Origin of the sequence: Nocardia wallacei (genome assembly GCF_029868745.1) — a bacterium.
GTDB lineage: Bacteria > Actinomycetota > Actinomycetes > Mycobacteriales > Mycobacteriaceae > Nocardia > Nocardia wallacei_B.
In genome coordinates this window covers 1-26,776 of record NZ_JARWOP010000160.1, presented here as the reverse complement: position 1 = coordinate 26,776, position 26,776 = coordinate 1, and the positions used below count along the sequence as shown (strand labels likewise).

Annotated in this window: 24 protein-coding genes and 1 pseudogene; 16 read left to right on the top strand and 9 right to left on the bottom strand. The window is 65.6% G+C overall.

Going from position 1 to position 26,776, the window contains the following annotated elements:
• The 3 genes and pseudogenes from QH470_RS13255 to QH470_RS13245 all read right to left on the bottom strand — a co-directional run.
• Positions 1–885 (bottom strand): annotated as a pseudogene (locus QH470_RS13255) (type VI secretion protein); the annotation flags it as partial.
• On the bottom strand, positions 882–1,871 hold the full coding sequence (locus QH470_RS13250; protein WP_280272635.1) for a TRM11 family SAM-dependent methyltransferase: 990 nt from the start codon (positions 1,869–1,871) through the stop codon (positions 882–884). The gene QH470_RS13250 and the pseudogene QH470_RS13255, both read right to left, overlap by 4 nt.
• 76 nt (positions 1,872–1,947) lie before the next feature.
• Positions 1,948–2,631 carry a hypothetical protein gene (locus tag QH470_RS13245; protein WP_280272634.1) on the bottom strand — a complete coding sequence of 228 codons (684 nt, stop codon included), beginning with the start codon at positions 2,629–2,631 and terminating at the stop codon, positions 1,948–1,950.
• A 476-nt stretch (positions 2,632–3,107) separates the two neighbouring features.
• Here QH470_RS13245 and QH470_RS13240 point away from each other — a divergent pair, with 476 nt between their 5' ends.
• From QH470_RS13240 to QH470_RS13215, 6 genes are all read left to right on the top strand, one after another.
• Positions 3,108–4,067, top strand: a complete 960-nt coding sequence (locus tag QH470_RS13240; protein WP_280272633.1) for a hypothetical protein — start codon at positions 3,108–3,110, stop codon at positions 4,065–4,067.
• Complete coding sequence (locus QH470_RS13235) at positions 4,058–4,441, top strand: pilin (protein WP_280272632.1); 384 nt, start codon at positions 4,058–4,060, stop codon at positions 4,439–4,441. The genes QH470_RS13240 and QH470_RS13235 overlap by 10 nt, the downstream gene beginning before the upstream one ends.
• Before the next feature lie 2 nt (positions 4,442–4,443).
• Positions 4,444–6,291, top strand: coding sequence for a TrbL/VirB6 family protein (locus tag QH470_RS13230; RefSeq protein WP_280272631.1), 1,848 nt, complete (start codon positions 4,444–4,446; stop codon positions 6,289–6,291).
• Positions 6,288–9,257 carry a TraG/VirB4 family ATPase gene (locus tag QH470_RS13225; RefSeq protein ID WP_280272630.1) on the top strand — a complete coding sequence of 990 codons (2,970 nt, stop codon included), beginning with the start codon at positions 6,288–6,290 and terminating at the stop codon, positions 9,255–9,257. The genes QH470_RS13230 and QH470_RS13225 overlap by 4 nt, the downstream gene beginning before the upstream one ends.
• Positions 9,258–9,552: 295 nt before the next feature.
• A complete protein-coding gene (locus QH470_RS13220) occupies positions 9,553–9,795 on the top strand; it encodes a helix-turn-helix domain-containing protein (protein ID WP_280272629.1) in 243 nt (80 codons plus the stop codon).
• A gap of 164 nt (positions 9,796–9,959) precedes the next feature.
• A complete protein-coding gene (locus QH470_RS13215) occupies positions 9,960–11,099 on the top strand; it encodes a tyrosine-type recombinase/integrase (protein WP_280272628.1) in 1,140 nt (379 codons plus the stop codon).
• A gap of 531 nt (positions 11,100–11,630) precedes the next feature.
• Here the strand turns inward: QH470_RS13215 and QH470_RS13210 are convergent.
• Together QH470_RS13210 and QH470_RS13205 are read right to left on the bottom strand one after the other, a co-directional pair.
• Positions 11,631–12,611 (bottom strand): aldo/keto reductase, encoded by a 981-nt coding sequence (locus QH470_RS13210; protein ID WP_280272636.1) that lies wholly within the window; start codon positions 12,609–12,611, stop codon positions 11,631–11,633.
• Entirely contained in the window at positions 12,608–13,555 is a 948-nt protein-coding gene (locus tag QH470_RS13205) for a helix-turn-helix transcriptional regulator (RefSeq protein ID WP_280272627.1), read from the bottom strand. Before QH470_RS13205 ends, QH470_RS13210 begins: the two co-directional genes overlap by 4 nt.
• Positions 13,556–13,708: 153 nt before the next feature.
• On the opposite strand from QH470_RS13205, the gene QH470_RS13200 reads away from it, so the two are divergent.
• Positions 13,709–14,044, top strand: a complete 336-nt coding sequence (locus QH470_RS13200) for a carboxymuconolactone decarboxylase family protein (protein ID WP_280272626.1) — start codon at positions 13,709–13,711, stop codon at positions 14,042–14,044.
• A gap of 2 nt (positions 14,045–14,046) precedes the next feature.
• On the top strand, positions 14,047–15,069 hold the full coding sequence (locus QH470_RS13195; protein ID WP_280272625.1) for a zinc-dependent alcohol dehydrogenase family protein: 1,023 nt from the start codon (positions 14,047–14,049) through the stop codon (positions 15,067–15,069).
• Positions 15,070–15,300: 231 nt separating this feature from the next.
• Here the strand turns inward: QH470_RS13195 and QH470_RS13190 are convergent, their stop codons facing one another.
• The 4 genes from QH470_RS13190 to QH470_RS13175 form a co-directional block, all read right to left on the bottom strand.
• The gene (locus tag QH470_RS13190) at positions 15,301–16,146 is read right to left on the bottom strand and encodes a class I SAM-dependent methyltransferase (RefSeq protein ID WP_280272624.1); all 846 of its coding nucleotides are present in this window, start codon (positions 16,144–16,146) and stop codon (positions 15,301–15,303) included.
• Between the two features lie 97 nt (positions 16,147–16,243).
• A complete protein-coding gene (locus tag QH470_RS13185) occupies positions 16,244–16,390 on the bottom strand; it encodes a hypothetical protein (RefSeq protein WP_280272623.1) in 147 nt (48 codons plus the stop codon).
• 138 nt (positions 16,391–16,528) lie between these two features.
• On the bottom strand, positions 16,529–17,170 hold the full coding sequence (locus QH470_RS13180) for a TetR/AcrR family transcriptional regulator (protein WP_280272622.1): 642 nt from the start codon (positions 17,168–17,170) through the stop codon (positions 16,529–16,531).
• A 1-nt stretch (position 17,171) separates the two neighbouring features.
• Positions 17,172–18,713 carry a DHA2 family efflux MFS transporter permease subunit gene (locus QH470_RS13175; RefSeq protein WP_280272621.1) on the bottom strand — a complete coding sequence of 514 codons (1,542 nt, stop codon included), beginning with the start codon at positions 18,711–18,713 and terminating at the stop codon, positions 17,172–17,174.
• A gap of 149 nt (positions 18,714–18,862) precedes the next feature.
• On the opposite strand from QH470_RS13175, the gene QH470_RS13170 reads away from it, so the two are divergent.
• The 8 genes from QH470_RS13170 to QH470_RS13135 all read left to right on the top strand — a co-directional run bounded on the left by QH470_RS13170 (position 18,863) and on the right by QH470_RS13135 (position 26,769).
• Positions 18,863–20,011, top strand: a complete 1,149-nt coding sequence (locus QH470_RS13170; RefSeq protein ID WP_280272620.1) for a helix-turn-helix domain-containing protein — start codon at positions 18,863–18,865, stop codon at positions 20,009–20,011.
• A gap of 295 nt (positions 20,012–20,306) precedes the next feature.
• Positions 20,307–21,197, top strand: a complete 891-nt coding sequence (locus tag QH470_RS13165; protein ID WP_280272619.1) for a ParB/RepB/Spo0J family partition protein — start codon at positions 20,307–20,309, stop codon at positions 21,195–21,197.
• Between the two features lie 237 nt (positions 21,198–21,434).
• A complete protein-coding gene (locus QH470_RS13160; RefSeq protein WP_280272618.1) occupies positions 21,435–23,081 on the top strand; it encodes an aldehyde dehydrogenase family protein in 1,647 nt (548 codons plus the stop codon).
• A gap of 15 nt (positions 23,082–23,096) precedes the next feature.
• The gene (locus tag QH470_RS13155; protein ID WP_280272617.1) at positions 23,097–24,227 is read left to right on the top strand and encodes an acyl-CoA dehydrogenase; all 1,131 of its coding nucleotides are present in this window, start codon (positions 23,097–23,099) and stop codon (positions 24,225–24,227) included.
• A gap of 19 nt (positions 24,228–24,246) precedes the next feature.
• Complete coding sequence (locus QH470_RS13150) at positions 24,247–25,530, top strand: aspartate aminotransferase family protein (RefSeq protein ID WP_280272616.1); 1,284 nt, start codon at positions 24,247–24,249, stop codon at positions 25,528–25,530.
• A 3-nt stretch (positions 25,531–25,533) separates the two neighbouring features.
• Positions 25,534–26,040: a type II toxin-antitoxin system RatA family toxin gene (locus tag QH470_RS13145; RefSeq protein WP_280272615.1), complete on the top strand. Its 507-nt coding sequence runs from the start codon at positions 25,534–25,536 to the stop codon at positions 26,038–26,040.
• Between the two features lie 5 nt (positions 26,041–26,045).
• Positions 26,046–26,573 carry a hypothetical protein gene (locus tag QH470_RS13140; protein WP_280272614.1) on the top strand — a complete coding sequence of 176 codons (528 nt, stop codon included), beginning with the start codon at positions 26,046–26,048 and terminating at the stop codon, positions 26,571–26,573.
• Positions 26,563–26,769: a beta-ketoacyl synthase N-terminal-like domain-containing protein gene (locus tag QH470_RS13135; protein ID WP_280272613.1), complete on the top strand. Its 207-nt coding sequence runs from the start codon at positions 26,563–26,565 to the stop codon at positions 26,767–26,769. Before QH470_RS13140 ends, QH470_RS13135 begins: the two co-directional genes overlap by 11 nt.
• Positions 26,770–26,776: the final 7 nt, after the last annotated feature.

Below are 26,776 nucleotides of genomic sequence, written 5' to 3'. Positions count from 1 at the left end.
GTGTGGCAACGTGATTCGCTCGGCGACGAGTCCGTGCCCGGCAGCCGCGCGGCGGTGCAGCTGGCCTACTGGACCGAGCAGCTGGCCGATCTCCCGGACGAGCTGACCCTGCCCTACGACCGCCCGCGCCGCGCCGGGACTCAACACCCCCCGCCCCGCGCGCCCCCGCGCCCACACCATGCCGCGCGGGGGGGGGGGGGGGGGGGGGGCGCCCCCCCCCCGGCGGCCGGTCACCGGGCGGGCCAGGATCTGCACGCACGCGGCCTGGCCGGGCCCGAGGTCATCGGCGGCGGTCACGAGATCGCGCACGAGGTCCCCGCTGTGATCGGTGCGGATCGGGAACGCTTCACGGCGGCCCAGCCGCAACTGCCCACCCGCCAGCACCCGCCGGGTCGCGGCGGCCGGGCCGGACAGCGGCGACCCGGGAGCGTCGTCGGTGTCGGTATGCGCGCCGGGCCACGCCGAGGCGATCGCCCGCTCCACCAGACCCGGCGGAATGCTGCCCGGCACCCACATCCGGATCGCGGCCCCGTCCTCGGGAGTGACGGTGTACTCGAACCCCAGATGCGGCTGCCCGCACAGGATCCGCCGCCATGCGGGGCGCAGCTGCCCGTACAGGTGCGACCACAACGCGACCGCGGCCTTGGCATCGACCTCGGGCGGCGTCATCACGGTGATGCGACGAGCCCGTGCACTCAGCCGGCGCCGCCGCACTCCCGTGAGTACCCGCGCCGTCGCGAGTAGTCCTGCTACCGCCAGGGTCATCGGGATCATGGCGGGCGACACGACGGCGTGCCCGATCTCGCGGGCGAGGTCACCCACCACCTGGCCCGGCGACAGCACGAACCTGCCCAGCGGTCCGGTCGCGGGCTCCGGGGCGCTCATGCCGCGTCCCGGTGCGACTCGAACGCTGCGGTTCCCACGGCCCGCAGCGGTGCGGCAGGATCGTTCTGCACGTGAGAGCTGTTGGGGGACAAGGTCTTCCCGGCGTCTTCACGCTTCTGCAGGATGATCACGTCCTCGTGCGCGATCAAATGGACCGGCAGGCCCGCGTCGCGGCGTTTGACGATGAAGTCGCGCTGGAAGAAGCTGCTGCGGGCGACGAGATCTCCGTCGGCGAGCCGCCCGAGCAGGGCGACGCAGCGCTCGACGGGGGTGAGTCCGGCCAGGGTGCCGCAGGTGATCAGATGACCTGGCAGAGGGACGAGTTCGGCGTGCTGTCGCCACGGCCGTGCGGTGATCACCACATGCCCGCCCGGAGCGAGGAACTCGGCCGCGCCGGTGAGGATGCGCGTGAATCCCGACAGTAGCCGGCCGAGTCCGACGTTGGCGAGGTTGCCGCGGTCGAGCACCGACCCGTAGCGGTGGTCGTATTTGTTGACGCCGCCGGGCTTGGTGCGGACGTGGCCGTGGGTGGAGTCGCCGTAGGGCGGGGAGGTGATCACCAAATCCACACGGCCCCGCAAGTTCTCGGGCAGTAGTGCGGTCAGCTTGCGGGCGTCACCGGTGTAGACCTCGCCGTCCAGGACGATACCCGCGTCGCGGGCCAGTGCCAGGTTGGCGCGGGCCAGGTCCGCCCAGCGGGCTTCGTATTCGACGCCGACCGCGCGGCGGCCCAGATGCAGGGCCTCGACCAGGGTGGTGCCGATCCCGCACATCGGATCCAGCACCAGGTCTCCGGGACGGGTGTATGCCTGCACCGCGTGTTGCACGATCGCGGGCAGCATCTTGGCCGGGTGTTTCACGCTGTCGGGGTGATATCGGCCGTGCCGCTGGGCGGCGGGCGCGGTCTGGCCGGTCGTCCACACCGACACCGCCGGTGCGTGGCCGGTCGCGACGGTCGGTGTGGAGGTGGTGGGGTCCAGAGTCATCGGGTCTCCTGCGTGCGTGTGGTCGGGAAGGAGTGGACGGTCCCTGCCGTGTAGCTGCGCGGGCAGTGGTGGCGGGTCACTGCTGTGGGGCCGGGGCGGACGCGGGGCGCAGGAACACGAGAACGTCGGTATGCGCGACCGCGTGGCGGGCGAGGCCGGTGGGAACGGGTGGCGTAGCGGTGGTGATGGTGTCGCCGTGCAGGGGTGTGGCGATGATGTGCTGGAGGTAGAGCAGATCTGCGGCTTGGGCGGCGGCCACGACCGCAACGGCCGGATCGTCGAGGACACCGGTGCGGCTGTGGCGGCAGCGGCTGAGCACGACCAGCAGCCCGCCCTCGGCCACGCGCGGCGCCGCCAGATCGGCGACCGGACCAGGCTGTAGCCCATCCTCGTGGTCGGCGAGCAGGCTCACCAGAACGAGGGGCGCGGTGGCGTGCGAGTCCTGCGGGCCCTCGCCGGCGGTGGGCTCGATGCGAGGGCGGCGGTCCAGGGCCTCGACGGCGGCGAGCGCGCCGCCCGTGCCCGCCGGGATCACTTGCAGCGGGCCGCGCCTTGCCGCGGCGGGCCATCCGATCAGCAGGACCCGGGAGGCGGGAGCGGAGAACTCGGTCACCGCCCGCGACAGGATCGGGATCGGCCAGCGATCGCCTGGGTCGAGCGGTTCGATGCCCGCCGCCCATACCGTCGACGGGATCGTTCTCGTCGCGGTGCTGCGCGGGGTCCAGGTGCGGCGGAACTGTTGCGGGGAGGACGCGGTCATAGGGGATGCTCCTGACATAGGCGGAGTGAAAGGTGTCTACCTAATCAATTCCACGCGGACCCTCGATATTGGACATATACCGGCCAGGAAATTTCCGGCAATCATGCCGGTGTGGTCGACTCAGGAGCAGTGAAGATGGAAATCGCTCGGCGTGTGACAACCCGTGCCGAGAAGTTTTCGAAAAAGTTCTTTCCGGTCGATTATGCGGGTCGGCTCGGAACCCTTCAGAGCACCTACTCCCGAGCGCCTCCGGCGAATCACAACACCAGGTAGATGCGCCTGCTATTCGGCAGGGTCGCTGCGCCGCAGAATGGTTCGAGGGGAGTGCGCGTGACGTTTTGCGGGTTTTCCGGAGGGTGCGCGGAGGTTCCGTGGGGGTTTTCTGGAGGGTGCGCGGAGGTGGTCCGGAGGTTCGGCTGTGCTGTCCTTGTCGGGACGAAATTGTTCGTCATTCCTTGAGCAAGGGAGTACTGGTTATGCATTCGGAATACACCGATTTCCGGCCTGCGCGAGGGGGTGGTGAAAGAACCCTGCTGAACGAGATTTCCGCGGCGTTCGACCACCTCGCCGGGGAGCCGGTCCCGGCCGGCTCCCCCCTGGCGCCGGGAAGCTCGGCGGTGTCGTCCTGGGGGGATCTGCGCGAGCACTTATGGTCCCCGTCGCTCGCGGCTGGGGAGATCGACGTCGTGTGGGGTTGGCTGATCGAGCGCGCACGTCAGGCGTGGGATTGGCGGGGTGGCCAGGTGGTGCTGGCGTGCACCGGACTGGCGCTGCCGATGCTGGCCGGAGTCACCGGCCGGTTCACCGAGTTCGGCAGCGTCGACCGCGCCGACGCCGAAGCCGAAATCGTGGCGGGGTTCGTGCGGCAGTTACGCGAGATCGACCTGGATCTGCTGAAGCTGTGGTCGCGGCTGTGGTCGGCGACCATGCACGCGGGCCGGTCCTGGTCCCGGCAGCAGGCGGCGGCACCAGCGGTCCTCGGCGTCGACCACGATCCAGCCGACGTCTACCCGCCCCTCGCCCGGACACCACACGGCCACCCGGAGCTGCTGCTGGCCGACGCGGTCGCCGAGGGAGTGATCACCGCCGACGCGGCGGAACTGATCGCACTGACCCGATGGGAGGCGCGGTCGATGAACGAGGTGGCCGACCAACGGCGCGGTGTGCACTCGCACTGGAAGGTCCGCAAACAACGCCAGCGCGCCGAAATCACCCTCGTGCCGTGGCTGGCCGCGCGGATCGCCGACCCGCACCCGGACAGCCTCCGCGACGCTGCGCCACCCAGCGACGCCCCTGTCGCCGGGCCACCGGCCGACGACCCTGAAGCACTGGCGACCACCACAGAACCGACCGCGAGCATCAACGGCTGCGCGCAGCACACATCCGCCCCGCCTGCCCCGGCATCCGGCGAAGAGGAGGCACGGCGATGCGCATAACCCGAATCTTCAAAACCTTCACCACCCGGCGGGCACGAAACCGGCGGCGGGCGGGTGCGGCAGCGTGTGCCGTCCTCGGGCTGACGGTACTGATGATTGTGTCGGCGGGTCCGGCGTCGGCGCAGCCGGTGCTGGCGATCGTGTCTTCGCTCGATCAGGTACTCGACAATGCCCGCAACTGGCTGGTCGGGATCCTGGCCGGGCTGGCCACGGTGTGCCTGACCATCGCGGGCGCGCGGTACGTGCTGGGCGGGAATGATCCGGCCGAGATCGAGAAAGCCAAGACCGCGCTCCGTGCCGCGTGCATGGGCTATGTGCTGGCGATGCTGGCCCCGGTCGTGGTCGAGGTTCTCAAGTCCCTCGTGGGGGCCTGACCATGCCCGCACTCACGATTCCCCGCTCCTCGCCCGCGATCTACCCGGGGATGGTGCGGGCCGCAGTAACGGCGCTGGTGGTAGTCGCGGCGACCCTGCTCGCCGCCCTCGCCGCGGCCCCCGCGCTCGCGCAACCACCGACCACACCGACCCCGGCTCCGGTTCCAGTCCCCTCGGCACCGCCCACGCCGACGCCCGCGCCGCGCTGGCACGTCGAACCCCCCGCCCCGGCAACACCCGCCACCCCGGCTCCGGTCACACCGACCCCGCAGTACCCGGTCGACCCGGGCACAGGGACCCCGGACGACTCGTCTGGAGGCGGGCACGGTGGCTGCGGGGTTAGCAATATCTCCGGCTGTGTCGCCGACGCGATCAACGGAGTTTTCGAGCGGCTGGTCGATTCCGGGTTGAATCCGCTGCTCGACCTGCTGTCACGCACCCTGCTCACCACTCCCGAACCGGGCGAGTTGCCGCGGGTCGGTGAGTTGTGGTCCTCGTCGTGGCAGCTGGTCCTGGCCATGTATGGGCTGTTGGTGATGGTCGCGGGCATCGTGCTGATGGTTCGCGAGACCTTGCAGGATCGGTGGTCGCTGCGCGAGCTGCTGCCCCGGCTCGTGGTCGGATTCGTCGCGGGCGCGATGAGCCTGGTCGTCGCGACGCAGGCGATCCGCTTCGCCAACGCCCTCGCCTACGCCCTGGCCGGAGACGGTGTCGAGCCCGACTCCGCTGCCACCGCGATCCGCGAGCTGACCGCCACCGGCCCCGGCGCGAGCTTCTTCCTCATCCTGCTGCAGGTCGCTCTCACCGTGATGGTGCTGGTGTTGCTCATCGCCTATGTCGTCCGGGTCGCGGTCACCGTGATCCTGGTGGTCGCCGCCCCGCTGGCGCTGATGTGCCATGCCCTGCCCGGCCTGGATCAGGTGGCGCGCTGGTGGTGGCGGTCGTTCGCGGCCTGTCTGGCGATCCAAGTCGTGCAGTCGCTGGTGCTGGTCACCAGTCTGCGGGTGTTCCTGACCCCGGGCGGCTGGAACTTCTTCGGCCCGAACGCCGATGGCATCGTCGGCCTGATCGTCGGGTTGGCGTTGATGGGGGTGTTGGTCAAGACCCCGTTCTGGCTGCTGTCGGTGCTGAAGATCGGCCAAGGCCGCACCCTGGCCGGGTCGATCGCCCGCGGCTACCTCACCTACAAGACCCTCGGCCTGCTCAAAGGCGCGACCTCCACCGCCTCCTCCCGCGCCGCCTCCTCCCGCAAACCCAGGCCCGTAGCTCGGCCCAGGGCTCGCTCGTCGGACCCGTATGCGCGGGTGCGCGCCACCCGCGACGGGCAGCTGATGCTGCCTTTGGAAGGCGTCTACCGGGTGAAGCGGAAAGCCAGCCCCGCGGCCCAGCCCTCCACCGCCCCAGCATCCAAGCCCGCGGCCGGTCGAGCGCCGCGCGGTAAACAGCTCGCTTTCGACTTCAGCCCGCCGGACCCGTATCGCGGAATCCGGCCCGGCCGGGGAGGCCAGTACCCGCTTCCGATCCCGGTCACACGGATTCGGCCCGCCCCGACACCACCCGAACCGACACCGGCGAAGCGAGCATCGGCGCGGGGCTCGCAAGGCACGCAGCTGGCGTTCGACTTCGACACACCCCCGTCTCAGGACCCTTACGCCCGTGTCCGGCCGCTGCGTAGCGGCCAGTACCCGTTGCCGATCCCGATCACCCGGACTCGGCCCGCGCCACCCCCGCGCGTCGTGCCACAACCCCCGGCCCCGAAACGGCCCTCGGGGCGGCAATTGCACCTGCCGCTGCCGGATCTGCCGGTCCGCCGCCGCGCACCCCGCACTCCCCGAGGAGGGCAACCATGACCACGCCCGTGCGTATCCCGGCCGATGTCGAGCGCAGTGACCGGCTGATCGGCCCGTTCACCGCGCGTCAGCTCGCCATCCTCGCCACCACCGGCCTGCTGCTCTACGCGGTGTGGATGGGCACGCGCACCGTGCTTGCGCCGCTGGTGTTCCTGGCCGGTGCGGTCTCGATCGCCACGATCGTCACCGTCGCGATACTCACCACCCGCGACGGGCTGTCGGCCGACCAGCTGCTCGTGGCCGCGATCGGTCACCGGCTGCGCCCCCGCCACCTCCTGCGCGATCCCGGCCGCACGGGGCCGGTGCCGCGCTGGATCACCGACCGGGCAGTGCAGGGACCGCATGCGCCGATTCCGGCCGCGTTGTCGGCCGAGGCCGTACGGTTACCGCACACGGTCACCGGCAGCACCGGCGGGGTCGGCGTGGTGGACCTCGGCGCCGACGGGCTCGCGGTCCTCGCCGCAGCCGGCACCGTGAACCTCGCGCTACGCACCCCGGCCGAGCAAGACAGCCTGGTCGCGCAGCTGGGCGGCTGGCTGCACACACTGCGCCAGCCCGTGCAGATCCTGATCCGCTCCGCGCGCCTGGACCTGACCGCCCACCTGTCGGCCCTGGACACCGCCACCAGAGACATGTCCCCGGAACTGGCCGACGCGGCGCGGGGCCACGCCGACCACCTTACCGACCTGGCCGCCAGGGAAGACCCGATCCACCGCCAAGTGCTGCTGGTCTGGCGCGAACCACTCCAGACCCCAGCCGCGTCCGGCCCATCTTCGGCGATTTCGAGGCTGTTGACGAGACACCGGCCGTCTCAGGCGCGGGTCTCCGGTGCTGCACGCCGGGCGGCCGAGTCGCGGCTGGTGCGCCGCCTCGGGGAAGCCACCGAGCTACTGGCCCCGCTCGGAGTCCGCGTGACCGCCCTCGACGAACAGCAAGCGGCAGCCGTGCTTGCCGACTGTTGTAACCCGGGCAGCCTCGTGCCGTCCTCAGCCGAAACTGCCGGCCCCGGCGAGGTCATCACCGCTGCCGGCGCCGAGCACACCGTGGGCCTCGCCATCGAGGACGACGCGCCGCGCAGTTTCGGGCCCGAGTCGCTGTCGATCCGGACCCGGCACCTGGAAGTCGGTGCGGAGTGGGTGGCGACGTTGGCGGTGACCGGCTTCCCGCGCGAAGTCGCCGCGGGCTGGCTGACCCCGCTGCTGTCGCACCCCGGGCGGCTCGATGTCGCCGTGCACGTGGACCCGATCGACCCGGTCACCGCGGCCGGGCGGTTGCGCCGACAGCTCGCCCGGCTGGAGTCCTCCCGCGCGCACGACACCGGCCGGGGCCGGTTCGCTGATCCCCAGGTCGATGTCGCTGTCGAAGACGCCGCTGAGTTGTCGGCGCGGGTGGCGCGCGCCGAGGCCCGCCTGTTCCGGGTCGGCGTCTACCTCACCGTGCACGCCGACTCCGAGACCGAGCTGGCCGACGAGGTCGCCGCGGTCCGGGCCCTGGCGGCGAGCCTGCTCATCGACACCTGCCCCACGAGCTTCCGCACCGCCCAGGCTTGGGTCACCACTCTGCCGCTCGGCCTGGACCTGATCCGGATCGGGCGCACCTTCGACACCACCGCCCTGGCCGCCGCCTTCCCCTTCGACTCCCCGCAGCTCCCGGTCACCGATCCGATCGCCGCCACCCGCCCGCGCGGGGTGCTCTACGGGCGTGACGCCGCCGCCGGGCTGGTGTTCGTCGACCGGTTCGCGGCCGAGGCCCACAACCACAACATGGTCGTGCTGGGCCGCAGCGGTGCGGGCAAGTCGTATCTGGCCAAAACCGAGATCCTGCGGTCGCTGTATCGCGGCATCGAACAGGTGATCATCGATCCCGAGGACGAGTACCGGCGCCTGGCCGAGGCCGTCGGCGGCGCGCACCTGCGCCTCGGTGCACCCGGCGTGCGACTCAACCCGTTCGATTTGGAGATCCGCACCCGCCCCGACGGTCGCTACACCGCCCCTTCCGACGCGCTCACCCGCCGGAAACTGTTCCTGCACACCCTCATCCGGGTGCTGCTCGGCGACCAGGACCCCACCCGGCGCGCGGTCCTCGACACCGCACTCACCGCCACCTATGCCGCTGCCGGGATCACCGACGAGCCTGTCACCTGGACCCGGCCCGCCCCCACCCTCACCACGCTGCGCGAGCAACTGGACCGCCTCGACACCCCCGCCGCCCACGAACTGGCCGCGGGCCTGCACCCCTTCGTCGCCGGAGGCGCATACGCCGGACTGCTCGACGGCCCCACCACCACCGAACCGGATGGCGGATTGATCGTGTTCTCCCTGCGGGAGTTGCCCGACGAACTCAAAACGATCGGCACCCTGCTCGCCTTGGACGCGACCTGGCGGCGCGTGTCGGACCCGGCCACCCGGCGGCCCCGCATGGTCACCGTCGACGAAGCCTGGCTGATCATGCGCCAACCCGCCGGAGCCGAATTCCTGTACAAAGCGGCCAAGAGTTTCCGTAAACACTGGGCCGGACTGACCGTCGCTACCCAGGACTCTGCCGACGTGTTGTCCACCGAACTCGGACGCGCGATCGTCGCCAACGCCGCCACCCAAATTCTGCTCCGCCAGGCACCCCAAGTTATCGACGAGGTCGCTACCGCGTTCAAACTCTCCGACGGCGAACAACAATTCCTGCTCACCGCCACACGAGGCAGCGGCTTACTCGCCCTCGGTGGCACCGACCGGGCGGTCTTCGGCTCCGTGGCCTCACCGGCCGAACACGATCTGATTACGACCGACCCGAGCGAAATCACCGCCCTCGCCGACGGCGTAGTTGACCTTGCGACCGATATCAGCGTGCTGCCGTTGCGGCGGCCACGCGCGTACCTGGCCGACGAGGACGGTACCGACTTCGGTGACGATGGGATCGATATCCGCCGGGTCGTAAACGACGTGCCCATTGACGGCCGAAATACAGGGTGAATTTCGGAGAATCACCTCTTATGCCGGTTGCTTGAACCTTAGGAGCCGTGCTTTCCGCTCGTATGTCTGCGCACGAAAGGGCTATAGCCATGGCAAGAAGAACGCTAACCTCCGCTACGGATGTTTCAACGCAGTCGGGCACATTGCCGGACAAATGTCCGCAACCCGAGAATCCTACGTGTCAGTCGCGCCGACTCGGCAATGCAGACATTGATGGAGACAGCTGCGCGGGAAAATCTCCGAACGCCCGAACATTAATCAGTCACACGGCTTGACCAACGGGGGTGTACGGAGCGTGAATAGTAGTGCATCGCCGAAAATTGGTAACAATGACGGAAACCATGTACCGGAGACAGGTTACTGGTTGAGTACGAAAGAGGTATCTAGAAGGCTGAAGATTCCCGAGAAGACTCTCGCCAACTGGGCGTCCCTCGGCAAAGGGCCACGCTTCGCTCGGATGGGCAGATATCGTCGGTACCGACTCAGCGATTTGATCGCCTGGGAAGAAGCTCAGCTCGAAAACGGGGGAGGGTCTTAAAACGGCATTATCCAGGGTGAACATCGTACATGAAAGGTGACGCATCAATGCCCCGACAGCCACTGGCGATCGGTACGTACGGAGCAATCAGCTGTAAAAAGATAGGATCCCGTCAATTTCGTGCGCGGGCGCGATATCGAGCCTACAACGGGGATACGATCCCCGTGGAAGGTTGGGGAACCAGTAAGAGCAGCGCCGAAGCCCGCCTCAAGCAAGTCATTCAGGAGCGTATAAAATCGGAAGGACACCGACGAGACAGTGCAATCACGCGTTATACATTGATGCCCCAACTGGCCGACCTCTGGCTCGCGGAGATGGAGTTGGATGAGACGATCACTCCGCAGACCCTCCAGTGGTATCGCGAAGAAATTGAGACATCGCATGACCGCCGCGCCAGTAAGGACACCATCAAGATAAAATCCGCAATGAGTGGAGTGCGAATATTCGAGGCGGATACCTCGTTTCTTGACAGTTATCTCAAAAGAATTCAATCGAATGGACACAAGCGGAAAGCGCAGATTCACAAGATAATCCTGACCGGGATGATGGGTCTTGCTGTCCGCCACGGAGCTATACGTGAAAACCCGGTACGTGAAGTCGGCAAAATCAGACGGAAGAAAGCGAAGCCGACCGCAATGAACGAACAGACCCGCAACGGCCTACGCACTCAGCTAGAGATTTGGCTCTCTGGGCAAGAGATACCGGGGACACCCGCCTATACTCATGGCCCGGCCCGCGACCCCGATATATTGAATATCGCCGACGTACTACTGGGCACGGGGGCTCGGCCGGGAGAGTGCCTGGCATTCCGGCGCTGTGACCTCAGTAGAGAATCCATGCCCTGGCAGATGACTATCTGCGGGACCATCGTGCGAGTGACAGGCACAGGGCTGTACCGCCAGGAATGGCCCAAAACAGATGCTGGGTACCGCGTCGTAGTACTTCCGCAATTCACAATCGACACGCTGAAGCAGTTGGGTGCCGACAAATGGGATCCTGACGACGAATCTCCAATCTTCCCGTCGCGACGGGGAAACTGGAGAGATCCTCACAACTTCGGACGCACGTGGCGTGCTGCGCGCGGAACCACGTACGCATGGGTCACGCCGAAGACCTACCGAAAGACCGCCCTGACGACAGTGGCAGAACTGTTCGGACCTGAGCAAGCCAAACGACAGGCCGGACACCGAAGCAGCTCCACCACCGAAGAACACTACATCGACAGACCGGCGCTAGCGCCGGACTCGACCGCAGCACTCAACAGCCTAGCTCCGACGTTTTCCGACCGCGCTGCGCGCCAATGATGACCCGCCAACCGGAACGATCCAACTTGACCCTCCCCGCGCTTACCCCACGCTTTGAACGGGAAATGTCGGGGATGTATCCGGAACTGACGGGACGAACGGACATCCTGTTGTCGCAGGTAGCGGGATGTTTTGGGGCCTGCCGGGAAGCGGCAGGCATTCTTGAACCCCTGAGTGGGGGTCAGGGGTTCGAGTCCCCTTAGCTCCACCCATTAAAATGGCAGCTCAGGGCATGGAAACGTACTCTGAGCTGTTTCTGTGTCAGCACCTTCTGTCAACAGTCGCCACCAAGGGTTGGTAACACCGCGCACCGTTCAGGTGAGCTCGCCGCGGGTGCGGCAGGCGATGCTGCACGCCGTTGCCTAGGCGTGGCGCCCCTCGGTCCACTCGCATGCCGCGATTCATTTCATTGCGTGCGTAATGAAATGTCCTGTCGTGTAAGAGTTTCGACGGTCGACCGGTTCGCGAGGGAAATACCGGGTGAACCAGGCCAGCGCCTCGAGTTCGGGTGAGCGGCCAGGGTGGGCTCTGTCAGCGGTTGACGTATCCCATGTGCTGGGCGTTGTATCGGTCGCCCTGGACTCCGACTCGTTGGGCAAGGGAATCCAGGTCGGCGCGTTCGTCCGCGGACAGGGCGACCTGCGCGGCGGCGGCGTTCTCTCGGATGCGGGCGGTGCGGCGGGTGCCCGGGATCGGCACGATCCATGGTTGCTGTGCGAGCAGCCACGCCAGGGCGATTTGCCCCGGGGTCGCGCCCTTCGCCTCGGCGAGGACCTTGACGTGGTCGACGAGGGCCTGGTTCGCCGCGAGGTTGTCGGCTTCGAAGCGCGGGACCCGGCGACGGATGTCGTTGTCGGTGAAGCTGGTGGTGGTGTCCACGGTTCCGGTGAGGAATCCCTTGCCGAGCGGGCTGAACGGTACGAACCCGATGCCGAGGTCGGCGAGGGTGGGCAGTATCTCGGCCTCGGGGTCGCGGGTCCACAGGGAGTACTCGCTCTGCAGCGCGGTCACCGGATGGACGGCGTGCGCGGCGCGGACCGTGGCGGCTGACGCCTCGGAGAGCCCGAAGTGCTTGACCTTGCCCTCGGCGACGAGTTCCCCGACCGTGCCGGCGACATCCTCGATGGGCACGTCGGGGTCGACGCGGTGCTGGTAGAACAGGTCGATCACGTCGGTGCGCAGCCGTTCGAGTGACGCCTCGGCGACGCGGCGGATCTGTTCGGGACGGCTGTCCAGCCCGACTCTGTGCCCGTCCTGGATGTCCCAGCCGAACTTGGTGGCGATGACGACCTGGTCGCGGATCGGCTCGAGCGCCTCGCCGACGAGCTCCTCGTTGTCGTAGGGGCCGTAGACCTCGGCGGTGTCGTAGAAGGTGACGCCGTGCTCGACAGCGGAGCGCAGCACGGCGATCATGTCGTCGCGGTTACCAGGGTTGGGGCCGTAGCTCTGGGACATGCCCATCGCGCCGAGGCCGATCGCGGAAACCTGAGTGTCCTGGTGTGCACGTGTCAGTCCTCCGTGACCGGGTCGACCCACACGTCGCCGGTGAACTCCTCCGGCGGGCTCTTCGCGGTGGGGGTGTGGGAAAGCCGTTTCACCTCGTGGTCGCGGCGCGCGGTGGCGGTCAGGCTCGCCAGCAGCTTCAGGCGCTCGTCGCTGGGCGAGCCGGGTTCGGCGGTGTAGATGAGGAACGACAGGCCGGGTTCGGCGGTCAGTTCCATACCCTCGTAGGTCAGGGTGATCTCGCCGACGTCGTGGTGGACGAAGACCTTGGTGCCCGATCCGTGGCGGCGCACGTTGTGCGCGCCCCACCGCGTGCGGAACGCGTCGCTGCGGGTGGACAGTTCACCGATGAGGTCGTGCAGCTGTTTGTCGCGGGGATCGCGGCCGGCCTCGGTCCGCAGGATCGACACGGTGATGTCGGCGGCGCCCTCCCATTCCGGGTAGAAGGCCTTCGCCCGATCGTCCAGGAAGCAGAATCGCGCCAGGTTGCCCTGGCCGGGCCCGTCGAATACCTCGTCGTAGAACGCCCGCCCCAGGGCGTTGGTTGCGAGGATGTCCATCCGGCCGTTGCGCACGAACGCGGGCCCGCGGTCGATGACGTCCAGCGCCCGGATGAGGCTCTGCCGGGCCGTCCAAGTCTTCGGCCGGCGTTTGCGCACCGGCTGGGCAGCGCCGTTGGCGACGCGGGCGAGGTCGAACAGGTGCTCGCGCTCGGCGTCGTCGAGCTGCAGGGCGCGGGCGACCGCCTCGAGAACGGCGTCGGAGACGCCGGCGAGGTGACCGCGCTCGATCTTGGCGTAGTACTCCGGGCTCACGTCCGCGAGCATCGCGACCTCGCCGCGGCGCAGGCCCGCGACCCGCCGGTGCCCGGAGACGGTCAGGCCCGCTTGTTCGGGGCCGAGGTTTGCCCGGCGGGACATGAGGAACTCCCGTGCTTCGGTCCTGTTGTCCACGATCTCAACGGTACGACGCGAGCCTCACGCGAGGGATGCCCTGCCGGTACATCCCTCACCAGGGCCTCCCTCACCCGGCATACCTGCCGCTGTCATCGACATTGAACCTCGGGAGACCCATGAAACCGATGCCGAACAAGACAGGAAGCGATCATGGCTGACGATACGAGAACCGGCTGGACCGGCGGGCAGAACGCCTTCGGCGACTTCGCTCCCGGGATGGTCCATTACACCGACAAGGTCCTCTTCGACGAAGTCTGGGAGCGGGAGGGCCTGTCCAAGCGCGACCGTTCCCTGGTCACCATCGCGGCGCTCAACGTGCTGGGCAAGACCGACCAGCTCCAGTTCCACCTCGCCTTCGCCCGCCGCAACGGCGTCACCGACGAGGAGCTGAAGGAGTCCCTGCTGCATCTGGCCTTCTACACCGGATGGCCCAACGGCATGGGCGCGACCACGGTCCTGAAGAACATCATCGAGAAGGAGAACTGACCATGCACGGAGCCGTCATCCACGCCCCCGGCGACATCCGCTACGAGCAGCGCGACGACCCGCGGATCGAGCAGCCCACCGACGCGATCATCCGGCTGGCCGCGACCTGCGTGTGCGGTTCGGACCTGTGGGACTACCGCGGTGTCAATCAGGTCCACCGGCCCACCCCGATAGGCCACGAGTACGTGGGTGTCGTCGAACAGATCGGTGACGCCGTGACCAACGTGAACGTCGGCGACTTCGTCGTCGGGTCGTTCATGGCCTCCGACAACACCTGCGAGATCTGCCAGGCCGGCTACCAATCCCGCTGCGCCCATGTCGAGTTCGCCGGAGCCGGCGGAGCACAGTCCGAGCTGCTGCGCGTCCCGCTGGCCGACGGCACTCTCGTCGCCACGCCAGGCATGCCCGAACCGGAGCTGATCCCGTCGCTGCTCGCCGCCTCCGACGTACTCGGCACCGGCTGGTTCGGCGCGGTCGCCGCCGAGGCCGGGCCGGGCAAGACCGTCGCGGTCGTCGGCGACGGCGCGGTCGGCCTGCTCGCCGTCCTCGCCGCCGAGCAGCTCGGTGCAGACCGGATCATCGCCATGTCCCGCCACGAACCCCGCCAGAAGCTGGCGCGGGAGTTCGGCGCCACCGACATCGTCACCGAGCGCGGCGACGCGGGCGTCGCGAAGATCAAGGAACTCACCGGCGGGTACGGCGCGCACTCGGTCATCGAGGCCGTCGGCACCCAGGAGGCCATGATGCAGGCCATCCGCTCCACCCGCGCCGGCGGGCACGTCGGCTACGTCGGAGTTTCCCACGGCGTCTCCCTCGACGGTCAGGAGCTGTTCTACTCCGGCGTCCATCTGCACGGCGGACCCGCACCGGTGCGCCGGTTCCTGCCCGACCTCATCGACCGGATCTGGCGGCGCGACATCGACCCCGGCAAGGTCTTCGACCTCACCCTCCCGCTGAGCCGAGTCGCCGACGCCTACCAGGCCATGGACGAGCGCCGCGCCATCAAGGCGCTGCTCCAGCCCTGACATCGGGGCCTCCCGTTCGCCGCATCACCGACTGGAAGGTCAACTCGGATGGCCACTTGGCCCACCGACATCATCGAGAAGATCGCCGCGACCGACGACCTGCACATCGCCCCGTACCGCGCCGACGGAAAGACCACTACTACTAGGTGACGGCCCTGTACTGGATGAGGCGGGCCTGCCCACACCGCTGAGCCTCGTCGAGGGGCGAAGTCCGGACGTAGCTGCGTTTGCTCAGGTGACCCGTGCGGCCACCAGGGTCTCGAAGGTATAGGGCCGCAGGCCATCGCTGCGGCCGGCGAAGTACCGCTGCTGGAGGTCTGCCCGTGCGGGATGGTCGACGACCTCGAGCCCGCACCGGCTGATCAGCCTCTCGATCTCGGATACCGGCCAGCCAGGCTGAAGAGGTTCGCCGACAGAAGCCGCGATCGGCGTGTAGATACGGGCGAATTCCGTCCCCACGTCATCGAGCGCACAGTCCTCGGCCCGGTAGGAGAACACCACCTCGGACCCGGGAGCAGCCGTCGCGATCGTGCGCAACCCCGACTCGATCGCCTGCGCCGTCAGATAGGGGGCGACGCCCGTCCAACAGAACAACGCCGGCCGCGCCCAGTCGAACCCGGCCGGGCCCAGAGCATCCTGAACCGGTCCGGCCTCGAAATCAGCCGGCACGAATATCTGCGAGGCGCTGAGCGGCAGGCCGAGCTCCCCGGCACGTTCGAGCTTCCAGGCCTGGGAGGCAGGGTGATCAACCTCGAACACCGTCAGCGAGCCGAGCAGATCCGGCCGCCGCCAGGCGAACGAGTCCAGCCCCGCGCCGAGAATCACGTACTGCGTGAAGGTGCCGGCAGCCAGCCGGTCCTCGGCGTACCGGCTGCGGGTGCAGACAGCCGCGCGGGATTCGCGTAGGACCGGGCCGGGGAACAGCGGATTGTACTGATTTCGTAGCTGCTGCCATACCGGGCCGACGAGCACCAGGGCCAGCGCATCGTCCAGTACCCACGGCGACGCATTTTCCAGGCGAAACAATCCACGCGACACGGCCGCAAACATCGCCGTTCTGCTCGGCGCGCTTTCCATGCATTCCTCCTCACCGGCCAGAACCCCCGAATGCCAACCGCGCTCATCCACTCTGCGCACTTCACAGGATGCGCGTGAATTGCTCTGACGGCCATAGTCAGTCAGCAATTTGCAGGGTGAAGCCGATCCGGCGGCCGGAGTCCTCGGCTTGGAGACCGTTCCTGCCTAGGAGCCACAGCGTGCCGGTTCGATGATCGTCCGCGGCGAGCACGTTGATCGCCCAGTCGGCGAGCGGGTCCGGCACCCGGCCTGTGCACGTGTTCCGGAGAAGATATCGGGCTTCGGGACGGATCCGGGCGGGCTCTGACCCCTGGATGGCTGCTGCCGCAAGGAGATTGGCGATGGTGGTTACCGGTAGAGATATTCGGCGCTGGTGGATGAACTACAGGCCGGGCCCGCGGCGTACGTGTGACAGGTATCGCCAGTAGACGGTCATGAACTGGACGAGGTTTTCGATCAATGCGTCGGCGTCGCTGATAGTGGTGCCATTGATCCAGGACGCCAGTATCTGTCCTACCCCGCCGATCATGAACTGGGCGGCGAACGGAACTGCGCTATGTTTGTCGGCCGGTGATGCCTCGCGAATGTGTGCGGTCAGGAGGTCGACGAACATTTGGGTCGATCGATACCGCTTGTGCAGTAGCCCGGGATTGAATTGGTTGGGGCTGAACAACAGCCGTCCCAGTCGACTGTCGGCTTCAATTGCGTGTACGAGTTCGCCGATGCCGGCGCGCAGCTTCTCATCGCGTGGGGCGTTCGCGACCGCTAGTTGAATCGACGCCGCCAGTTCCTGCACTGCCCAATCGTAGATCTCGGCAGCGAATTCGTCCTTGTCGGCGAAACTTTCGTAAAAGTAACGTTGCGAGAGACCGGCCTGCCGACAGACGTTACGCAAGGTGAGCTCGCCGGGGCTGTCGTGCACCCCGAGGATATTCAGGCCCGCCTGAAGTAGCTGCTCGCGTCTCTTGGCCACCCGCTCTGCCGCAGGAAGGCCATTGTACGGATGGCTCGTTTTGGACGTCACCTTACAATTTTGACAGATGGCGGTCCGCCGTATGGGAAGGCCCCTGAATTGGTTCGAGTAAGAGCCATCCAGCGATAGCGGCAACGGCCGCAACGCCTCCGGCGACAAGGGACGCCATGTGGAAGCCATCGAGGAAGGCCCCTTTGACAAGCCCACTCAGTTGGGCACCGAGGGGGCCCGGATCCGATCGAGCGGCCTGAACCCCGGTCAACATGGAATTCTCCGCCGCGTCGCGTGCCGCCTGAGGCAACGGGATACCTGCCAAGCCGGTATCTATCTTTCCGGAGTACACCGACGCGAGAATCGAGCCGAGTACGGCGACTCCCAGCGTTCCGCCGAGTTCGCGGCTCGTGTCGTTGACCGCGGAGCCCGCACCGACCTGCCCGGTGGACAGCTCGTTGAGTACCAGAAAGGTCGCCGGGCCCGAAACAAGGGCCACGCCTGCGGCCAACGTGACCATTACGGGCACAATTACGCCCCAGTAGGACGTGTCTGCGTCATACCGTACGGTGAGCCAGAAGGCCAGGGCCATGACGAGTGATCCGAACGCGGCGGTTCGCCCCGCTCCGATCTTCGAGGCCAACCACATACTCGGTCCGGCGAAAACCGCCATCGCGATGGCGAAAGGCAGTGTGCGGGTGCCGGTCTCCAATGGCGAAAATTCTTTGACACCTTGGAAATATTGAGTCATCAGGAATACGAATCCCATGAGTGCGAACATGCCGAATGTCAGCAGCAGCGCCGCCGCAGCGAAGGTGCGGTCTTGGAACAGGCGGATGTCGAACAATGGCGATGAGAATCTTCTCTCCCATGCAATGTAAGCTGCGATGACCGCCGCGCCGACCACGAGCCCACCGATCGTGCGGATGGTCAGCCAGCCGTGGTTCGGGGCCTCGATCACGCTGTAGACGACGATCGAGATGCCGGCCATCGACAGCACTACGCCACCGAGATCGAAGCGTCCGATGTCGGGATTCCTATTGGGCGGAATAAGCGCTGCGACTCCGAACAGGGCAACGACGCCGGCGGGAACATTGATCCAGAAGATCGAACCCCACGAGTAATGGTTGAGCAGCCAACCGCCCACGACCGGGCCGATTGCGGCGGCGATTCCGGCGACCGCGGCCCAAATCGCCACCGCGATCGCGCGTTCCCTGAGGTTGTCGAACAGTATCACCACGATGGCGAGGGTGGCCGGAAAGACAAGCGCGGCAAAGAGTCCGAGGCCTGCTCGGGCGGCGATCAATTGCCCCAAGTCGTTCGATATCGCCGCAAGTGCGGATACCACCGCGAATCCCGTGATTCCGATCAGGAGCACGTTCTTGCGGCCGAAGCGATCACCCAGGTACCCGCCGGTCAGGAGTAGGCCGGCGAACACGAGTGTGTACATGTCCACCACCAACTGCAAGCCAGATGTGCTGGCCCCCAAATCCATTGAAATCTTCGGTAACGCAACATTGACGATGGTGTTGTCCAGGAACACCAGCAACTCGGCAAAGCACAAGGCCGCCAGGCCCAGCCATCGAATTACCACGGATCGCATCGGTTATGGACCTTCTCGTCTCTGGCGGACGGCACCGCGTCGGAACCGGGAGCGATAGCCACCGTATGTGCGCGCCCCCAGTGCATTCGCCGACTTCTGGCCGGCCTTATGCCACTGTAGGAGTCGCGCGAGTACGCCGGAATGCCCCGATGGGACAGAACCTTGATACTTTCGGCACGGTGGAGCAACAGTCATGGGACTTCAGACGCGGCGTCATCGGAATCCGGCACATGGTCCAGGTCGGAATCGATCACGGGATCGCAGAGCGTCGTCTGCTCGCCTCGACAGGGCTTCGTTTCGCCGATCTCGACGCCGACGACCTGGAAGTCGAAGGCGTACAAGAACTATCCGTCGCGCGAAACCTGGTGCAGACCCTCGGAGATCGACCGGGTCTCGGCACCGAGGTCGCGATGCGCTTCTCGCTGGCAAACTTCGGCTTGCTGGGATTCGCTATGCTCAGCAGCCCCACCGCCGGCGACGCTCTTCGAGTCGCACTGCAAACTTTGCGGATCGGCAACCGATTCATCGACATCACGGTCAGCCTCAGCCAGACGACAGGGCGGATAACGTTCCGGCACGAGGTCCTGCCGGCTGACGTCCGTGCCTTCCTGCTCGAACGTGACATCGTCATCATCTTCGGAGCGATCGTGTTGCGGTGTCTCAGCCCACGACTCGTAGATCGTCTCGGCGATACTCGCTTCGAGCTGGCGCTTCCCGACCACCGTGCGGAGAAAATGACCGAGGGCATGACTCGGATGCTTGCCGACCTCGCACACGATCCGATCCGACGATTCCGGATCATCGCCGACCGCCCGACCACAGAACTGACGTTTCCACTCGATCTTCTCGCGGAACCGATGTCGATGCCGGATCCGGCGACCGCTGCGCTGTGTGAGCAGCACTGCTTGGATCTCTTGCAGAGTCGACATGAGCGCGGCCGGCTCGCCGGCAGAATCCGCGCCATGCTCCTGCACCAGATCCAGGCCGCTCCTACGGCAAGCGAGATTGCGGCCGGACTGAACATGGACCGTCGCACTCTGCATCGACGACTCGCCGAGGAGGGCACCAGCTTCCGTATCCTCCGCGAGGAGGTTCGCTGTGCGCTCGCCATCGATATGCTCGGGCTCCTCGACCTCACCGTCAAAGAGACCGCGGCGCGCCTCGGCTACGCCAGCACCGCGGCATTCAGCAGATCGTTCACTCGATGGACCGGCAATTCACCGAGTGCCTACCGGCCTCTTCCGCAGCCCGCGCGGCGCGACATCGGCGGCGCCGGAGCTCCGACGCCTTCGGGCTGAATCACACGTGTTATCGAGCCTTGGGCCACGTCAGGGGCTACGGAGACGCCCACGCGCCCCGGACCACCGGATGGTCAGCCCAGCGTAACTCTCAGTTAATTTGACTGCGCTTGCATCCAGATGTAGGTTGATAACGAGATGGCAACTGTATTGGCGAGGGTGCTAACCGCAGGCAGTCATCAACCGAACCCCGAGTATCGGGGTGTCTGTGACGGGGGGAAGGGTGGAATTTTCGTCACTGGCAACGTCATCGGTGCAAAGCGGCCTACCGAGCCTGACAGCGCAGTCTGTGGGCGTGGTCAGGGTCAGCGATCTGCTGGCTGAAGACTCGCCGCGGTTGAGTGGTCTCAATAGCGCCCATGTCGAGCGGATGGTCGCGGCCGAGTGGCCTTTGCCGCCGATTATTGTTCATCGGCCGACAATGCGAATTCTCGACGGCCTGCACCGTGTGGCTGCGGCGATCTACAAGGGTATGGACCAACTGGACGCCTATCTTATTACCGGTCCGATCGATATGGCTTTTATCGTCGGGGTTCAAGCGAATATCCGTAACGGATTGCCACTCACATTCGCGGAACGACGCGCGGCTGCCGCCAAAATACTCGCGACCCATCCCGAATGGTCCGACCGCGCGATCGGATCTACGACGGGGTTGTCCGCAAAAGTGGTCAGTGGCCTACGGTGTTCAACCGACGCTGATACGCAGTCGAACACTCGACTGGGCAAAGATGGCCGCTTTCGGCCTGTCGACCCCTCCGACGGACGCAGACGCGTGGCAGAACTGCTCGAGCAAATGCCCAGCGCCTCGCTGCGCACTATCGCGCGAGCGGCCGGAGTCTCGCCCGGGACGGTGCGGAACGTTCGTGATCGCCTGAGCCGTGGTGAATTGCCCGGACCGCCACCTGCCGGCGACGCGGCCGTTGCTGTGCCTGGCAGCGATAAGCCAGTCGATGCATCGGCGCTACTGGCGATCCTTTCGCGTGACCCCGCGCTGAGGATGAGCGAATCCGGACGCGAGCTGCTCCGCTGGCTACATGCGCGCACCGTCAGATTCGAGGATAGCACCATGATTGCGGCATCGGTCCCCGATCATTGTCTTTCGCACTTCATCGAGTTGGCGAGACATTGCTCGGTCAGCTGGGCCTCCATTGCGCGTGAGCTGCAACGGCGCAACGAAACATCGTAATTCTTTCCGGAGCACTCCGGTGGACCCGGTTGATACAAACATGCTTCGGTTCTGCCCGATAGACCCCCGGTGGCCGAATTGTGCGTGGCTCCTACGTAACTGGAGTTGCAGACGGACGCGTTGACGCGAATACCTCTCTGTCGTAGCTTTTGCTCAGAGCACAGGCGCTCGGAGTGATTCGTCTAAAGAATGCCGGTTAACGCTGGACGGCAACGCATTCGAGAGGACACGCCCGCTATGAAGAGCTACCCGTCGTTGATCGACGGTCGGGATGCGGATCACCACAAGTGGCTGCATGTCATCCGCGCAAGCGCATTGTTACGTGACGAGATATCGGCGTTGAAATTGAAACGCGGCCTGGATCGCGGCATCATTGTCGATTGCGATGACGAGCGCGTTGTGGGTCGCGTGGGTTTGAGTTCCATGGACCAAGTGCGCGATGCCGCCGCAGCAGCGAAGGCGGCGTTCGCCGAGTGGTCGAATTGGGCGCCCGAGGAACGTCTCGCGGTGGCGTCGGCGATCGGCAAGCGGATTTGTGCGCATTCCGACGAGTTCACGGAAATGCTTGTCGCAGAAGGCCACCCCAGACAGCTGGCTGTGTGGGAGGTGAGCAGCGCCGTCGAGATGACGTCGGAAGCGAATCTGTCGCGCGCCCGCAAGCAACTGTCCGAAATCACCACCGAGGGCGGCCGGGAGCTCAGGCTGGTACGTAAACCGGATGGGGTCGTAGCGGTACACCCACCGCACAACGCGCCCGCGGCGAACTCCATGATCGCGCTCGGCGCACTGATCGCCGGCAATACCGTCGTCGTGAAGGCGCCGCGTAGCGCACCTCTGGCGACGGCGTGGTTCTGGCGTGAGATCGTCGATCCGGTCCTTTCCGAGATGAAGGCGCCGACGGGCACTGCCAATGTGATTTGCGCATCTCCCAACGAGGTGCTCGAAAGTTGGCTCGAGTCCGACGATGTCGACGATCTGATGTACTTCGGCGAATCCGGACGCGGCATCGAGATCGGCAATCGCTGGCATTCGCGGGGCAAGAAGGCGATCTTGGAACTCGCCGGAAATGACGGCGTCCTCGTCTGGTCGGATGCCGAGATCGACCTCGCCGTCACCGCACTGTCGGAGTGCTTCTACGGCTCGACCCAGATCTGCATGGTGCCCAAGTACGCGATCGTGCACAGAGCGGTAGCGGAAACTGTGCTGGACAGACTGATTCAGGTGGTCCGCCGAATCCGTCCGGGCTACCCCGAGGACGAGGGTTCGCTGCTGTCGCCGGTAATGAAGTCGGTCGAGTTCGACGCGATGCTCGCCGCCGCCACCGAAGCGGGTGCGCAGGTGCTGTGCGGAGGTGACCGCATAGAAATCGACGGCACCCCCAGCGAGACCGGATATTTCATCGATCCGACGCTGTTACGGATCGATGGACTGAAATTGGCGGAGACGCTGGATGTCGTGCGCGAAGAGACCTTCTTCCCGCTGCTCCCTCTGGTCGTTGTCGACGCGGACACCGATGCCGACGGTACGCAGGAAGGCTTGTTCGAAGCGTGCATCGACTTCATGAATGCGAACCGATACGGGCTCAGAAACTCCGCCTGGATCCAGGACCCGGATCTCATCGAGGTTTTTTGTCGACGACTGAACAACGGCGGTTTCTTGAAGATCAACGACAGCCACATCTCACAGGCACCCGGACTGCCCACCCACGGAGGCACCGGGCTGACCGGCGGACCGTTCGGCGAGGCCCATTTTCCTATCTTGCGGACCAGTCGTTTGCAGGCGATCAGCATCGCGTCAGCGGTGGAACCCCGGGAATCGGTGTTCGTCCGGGTAACCGACTCGAAAAGCGCGCCGGACAATCACCCGTCGGTTCCGGAAAGATAAGAAGGAGCGCTGACGATGGGAAGCACTCGTGAGTCACGCACGATTCTCGACGATGTGGTGCCCGGTCTGGGCGAGAGACTGGCACAGATCGATTTCAGCAGGTTGGAGGCCGACAGTTCGATAGGACTCGGGATCTATCGGGAGTCCAAGGCGACCGGGATGCTGGTTGACCGGCGCCACGGCGGTTTGGGGGCCTCCGCCTATCAAGCGCTGCACTGCACCCGGGCGCTGGGATCGATCGCCCCGTCTCTGGCGGTCGCGGTCACGATGCACAACTTTTCGGTAGCGGCATTGAACTCCATCGAAGAGCACTTCGACGGTGTGGAATGGATGGTCCTCGATGCTGTGGCCAACGACGGCCTCTTCATGTCGTCGGGGTTTGCCGAGGGGCGGTCCGGTCAGGGTTTTCTGTCTCCGACGATGACTGCTCGTCGCAAGGGCGCACACTGGATCGTCAACGGGTCGAAGCGGCCGTGCAGTCTTTCGCGATCGATGGATCTCATGTCGGCGAGCGTGTCGTTGATCGGCGACGACGGCGAATCGCAGATCGGCGTGCTGGTCATCCCGTCGACTATCGACGGGCTCACGGTGCGCCCATTCTGGAATGCATCGGTGCTGCGCGCTGCCGAGAGCGACGAGGTGATCCTCACCGACGTCGAGGTGCCGGACGAACTCGTCATGAAACCGACCGAAGGTATGGGCATCACCCTCGAAGAGCTCGAGGCCAAGGGCTTGACGTGGTTCACACTGCTGATCACCGCCGCCTATGTGGGCATGGCAGGCGCATTGGTGGATCGTCTCCTGGAAAGCGGGAAAGGAACCGCGCACGCCCGGACGGCGGCCGCCTGCGCGATCCAGGCGACCATGCTGTCGCTGGAAAGCGTCGCGCGATCGATCGACGATCCCGACGATCGGTCTGATCGGCTCGGCGGCGCGCTCATCGCGCGGTATGCCGCTCAAGACGCGATCGTCCGCACCGTCGGTGTCGTTGTGGAAACTCTCGGCGGCATCGAATTCATCACCAATCCCGCCATCAGCTACCTGGCCTCTGCGACACACGCCCTGGCATTGCACCCGCCCTCCCGGAACTCGATGGTGGGCGAACTCGAGGGTTCGTTCCTGGGTCGGCCCATTTCAATTGCGTAAGCAGTAACGGGGAATTCGCATGCAGCGCAACACCGATAGCACGACATCTGCCATCGCCGGAGGAGTACGCGAGTCCTACGCGCGCCACCTCGGGAGCAAACTCGTCGCACTGTCACGAATCTTCGGCGGGCAGGTGGAGCAGCGCTCGCACGGAGCGTTGGTCTTCGACGAGTCCGGCACCCCGTACGTGAACTGCTCCGGTTACGGGGTATTTCTGCTGGGGGCCACCAATCCACACGTCGTCGCGGCCGTCGTTGAGCAGGTGCAGCGTCATCCGCTTTCCGCTCGACTGTTCATCGAAGGCCGGGTGGCCCAGGCCGCCGAGGCACTCGTCGGCATCGCCCCACCGGGGCTGAATAAGGTCTACTTCACGTGTTCCGGCGCCGAAGCAACGGAAACAGCCCTCAAACTCGCACGCATACACGGCTACCGCCGGATCGTCACGATGTCCAATGGGTACCACGGGCGCACGATCGGCGCACTCAGCGTCAGTGCCAGACCGGTGTATCAGGAGCCGTTCACTCCGCTGCTTCCGGATGTCGACGAGGTTCCGTTCAATGACATCGGGGCGCTGCGTCGTGCGTTGCGTGCGGGCCCGCCCGCCTGCGTCATCCTCGAACCCATTCAGGGCGAAGCCGGTGTGAACATTCCGGATGACGACTATCTCGACGGCGTCCAGGACGCGTGCACCGAGTTCGATGCCTTTCTTGTGGTCGACGAAATCCTCACCGGGATGGGCAGAGTGGGCAAGTTGTGGGCGATCGGCGGCACGTCCGTGCGACCTGACGTGATGTTGGTCGGCAAGACGCTGTCCGGTGGCGTGGTCCCGGTGGCGGCCGTCGTGGCGACGGAGAGCGCCTACGCACCCTTCGAAAAGGATCCGTTTCTGCATCAGTCGACTTTCAGTGGTGCGCCGATCACCGCGGCGGCAGCACTGGCCGCGATCGAGGCCTTGGCCATCTACGACGTGGTCGACGAATCCGCCCGGATCGGCAGCCGACTGCTGGAGAGCTTCAAAGCATCGGCTCGATATGCACCGGATGGCGTAGTAAAAGAGATCCGAGGCGCCGGCCTGCTCATCGGTATCGAGTTCGCCGATGGCGGGTACGCGGGCGAGATGATGCTCGGGCTGGTCGAGAACGGAGTTATCGCCAATCATTCCGTCAACTGCCCGACGGTCATCCGATTCACCCCGCCGGCTGTGATCACGGACTCGGAAATCGCACAGATCGAAAAGGCGGTGGCCGGCAGCTTTGCTTCGCTCACGCCGATGAGAATTCAACTCGATAATGGGCAGGGGTAATCGATGCAGGCGGTGGAAGTTCGGTCAGTGGTAGCCGGCTGGACGCGGCAAGAGGTCTATGAGCGACTGAAAGACGGGGAAGTCTACGTCAAGTACGCGCCTGAACAAGTGAAGTCGGTGCGCACCGAAAATGGCCCAGACCCTCGGACGGCACTCACCCATTGGGAGATCTACTTCAGAAACGGAGTGCTGAGCTGGAGTGAAGTAGACCTCTACGACGACGATGCCTACACCATCAGGTTCACTCAGATCGACGGCGATTTCGATATTTTCGAAGGCGCGTGGTGTGTCGACGAGGACGAAGACGATCTGATACTCACATTCACAGCCGATTTCGATTTCGGAGTTCCGAGCATGGAGTCGATCGTGAACCCGGTCGCGCTGCGGGTGCTCAGGCACGCCATGTCGGAGATAGTATCGAAGCTTTTCGGCGGCAAGGTTATCGATGATGACCCGGCGGGCTCGGTGGGCGCACCCGCACCCGCACCCGCACGCTCACGCGGTAGGTGAACGCTATGGACACTGTCAATCACTTCTTCACGCCGGCAACGGTACTGCATGCGCGACTCGAGTACGGATTCGGATTCACGGCATGCACGATTCTCATGCTGCTCAACTGGAATCATCTCGACGTGTGGCATGCCGTGGTGTTCTTCGGATACATCGACTTGCTCGGCACGTTACCGGGGATGTGGGCGTTTCGACGAAGCCCGGATGGAAATATCCCCAGGGCATTATTCGTCTTGTACAACGTCATGCACAGCGCCGTGACGCAGGGTGTGGTGATCATAGCCTACCTCGTATTTTTCGGCTGGGAATGGGCGCTCCTCGCCATACCGGCGCACATATGCGCCGATCGTTCCGTCTTCAACAATTACCCCAAACCGTACGGATTGGCTTTCGAGCCGGTATTGCATCCCGCGTTCGAGCGGTTCGAAATCGACTACCGCAGCTACCGAGACACCACGATGGATTGGAAGTCCGTAGCACAGGCAGCACGTGGATCCGTATCTGAATCAGTTAGGACCGCTGATGACGACTGAAGAACGTCTCACCGAAGCACTGCGCAAGTCGCTTCTCGAATCGCAGTCGTTGCGGTCGCGGTTGGCTGTGGTTGAGGGTGGGTTGTGTGAGCCGGTGGCGGTGGTGGGGATGGGGTGTCGTTTTCCGGGTGGGGTGGGGGGTCCGGGGGGTTTGTGGGTTGTGGTGGTGGAGGGTCGGGATGTGGTGTCTCGGTAGCTGCGGT

Excerpts from the sequence above, each read along its gene's own strand:
- QH470_RS13195 (WP_280272625.1), top strand. The coding sequence starts at position 14,047 with ATGCACGGAGCCGTCATCCACGCCCCCGGCGACATCCGCTACGAGCAG.
- QH470_RS13190 (WP_280272624.1), bottom strand. The coding sequence starts at position 16,146 with ATGGAAAGCGCGCCGAGCAGAACGGCGATGTTTGCGGCCGTGTCGCGT.
- QH470_RS13245 (WP_280272634.1), bottom strand. The coding sequence starts at position 2,631 with ATGACCGCGTCCTCCCCGCAACAGTTCCGCCGCACCTGGACCCCGCGC.
- QH470_RS13145 (WP_280272615.1), top strand. The coding sequence starts at position 25,534 with ATGCAGGCGGTGGAAGTTCGGTCAGTGGTAGCCGGCTGGACGCGGCAA.
- QH470_RS13155 (WP_280272617.1), top strand. The coding sequence starts at position 23,097 with ATGGGAAGCACTCGTGAGTCACGCACGATTCTCGACGATGTGGTGCCC.
- QH470_RS13240 (WP_280272633.1), top strand. The coding sequence starts at position 3,108 with ATGCATTCGGAATACACCGATTTCCGGCCTGCGCGAGGGGGTGGTGAA.
- QH470_RS13175 (WP_280272621.1), bottom strand. The coding sequence starts at position 18,713 with ATGCGATCCGTGGTAATTCGATGGCTGGGCCTGGCGGCCTTGTGCTTT.
- QH470_RS13250 (WP_280272635.1), bottom strand. The coding sequence starts at position 1,871 with ATGACTCTGGACCCCACCACCTCCACACCGACCGTCGCGACCGGCCAC.
- QH470_RS13140 (WP_280272614.1), top strand. The coding sequence starts at position 26,046 with ATGGACACTGTCAATCACTTCTTCACGCCGGCAACGGTACTGCATGCG.
- QH470_RS13160 (WP_280272618.1), top strand. The coding sequence starts at position 21,435 with ATGAAGAGCTACCCGTCGTTGATCGACGGTCGGGATGCGGATCACCAC.
- QH470_RS13230 (WP_280272631.1), top strand. The coding sequence starts at position 4,444 with ATGCCCGCACTCACGATTCCCCGCTCCTCGCCCGCGATCTACCCGGGG.
- QH470_RS13135 (WP_280272613.1), top strand. The coding sequence starts at position 26,563 with ATGACGACTGAAGAACGTCTCACCGAAGCACTGCGCAAGTCGCTTCTC.
- QH470_RS13170 (WP_280272620.1), top strand. The coding sequence starts at position 18,863 with ATGGGACAGAACCTTGATACTTTCGGCACGGTGGAGCAACAGTCATGG.
- QH470_RS13235 (WP_280272632.1), top strand. The coding sequence starts at position 4,058 with ATGCGCATAACCCGAATCTTCAAAACCTTCACCACCCGGCGGGCACGA.
- QH470_RS13200 (WP_280272626.1), top strand. The coding sequence starts at position 13,709 with ATGGCTGACGATACGAGAACCGGCTGGACCGGCGGGCAGAACGCCTTC.
- QH470_RS13150 (WP_280272616.1), top strand. The coding sequence starts at position 24,247 with ATGCAGCGCAACACCGATAGCACGACATCTGCCATCGCCGGAGGAGTA.
- QH470_RS13225 (WP_280272630.1), top strand. The coding sequence starts at position 6,288 with ATGACCACGCCCGTGCGTATCCCGGCCGATGTCGAGCGCAGTGACCGG.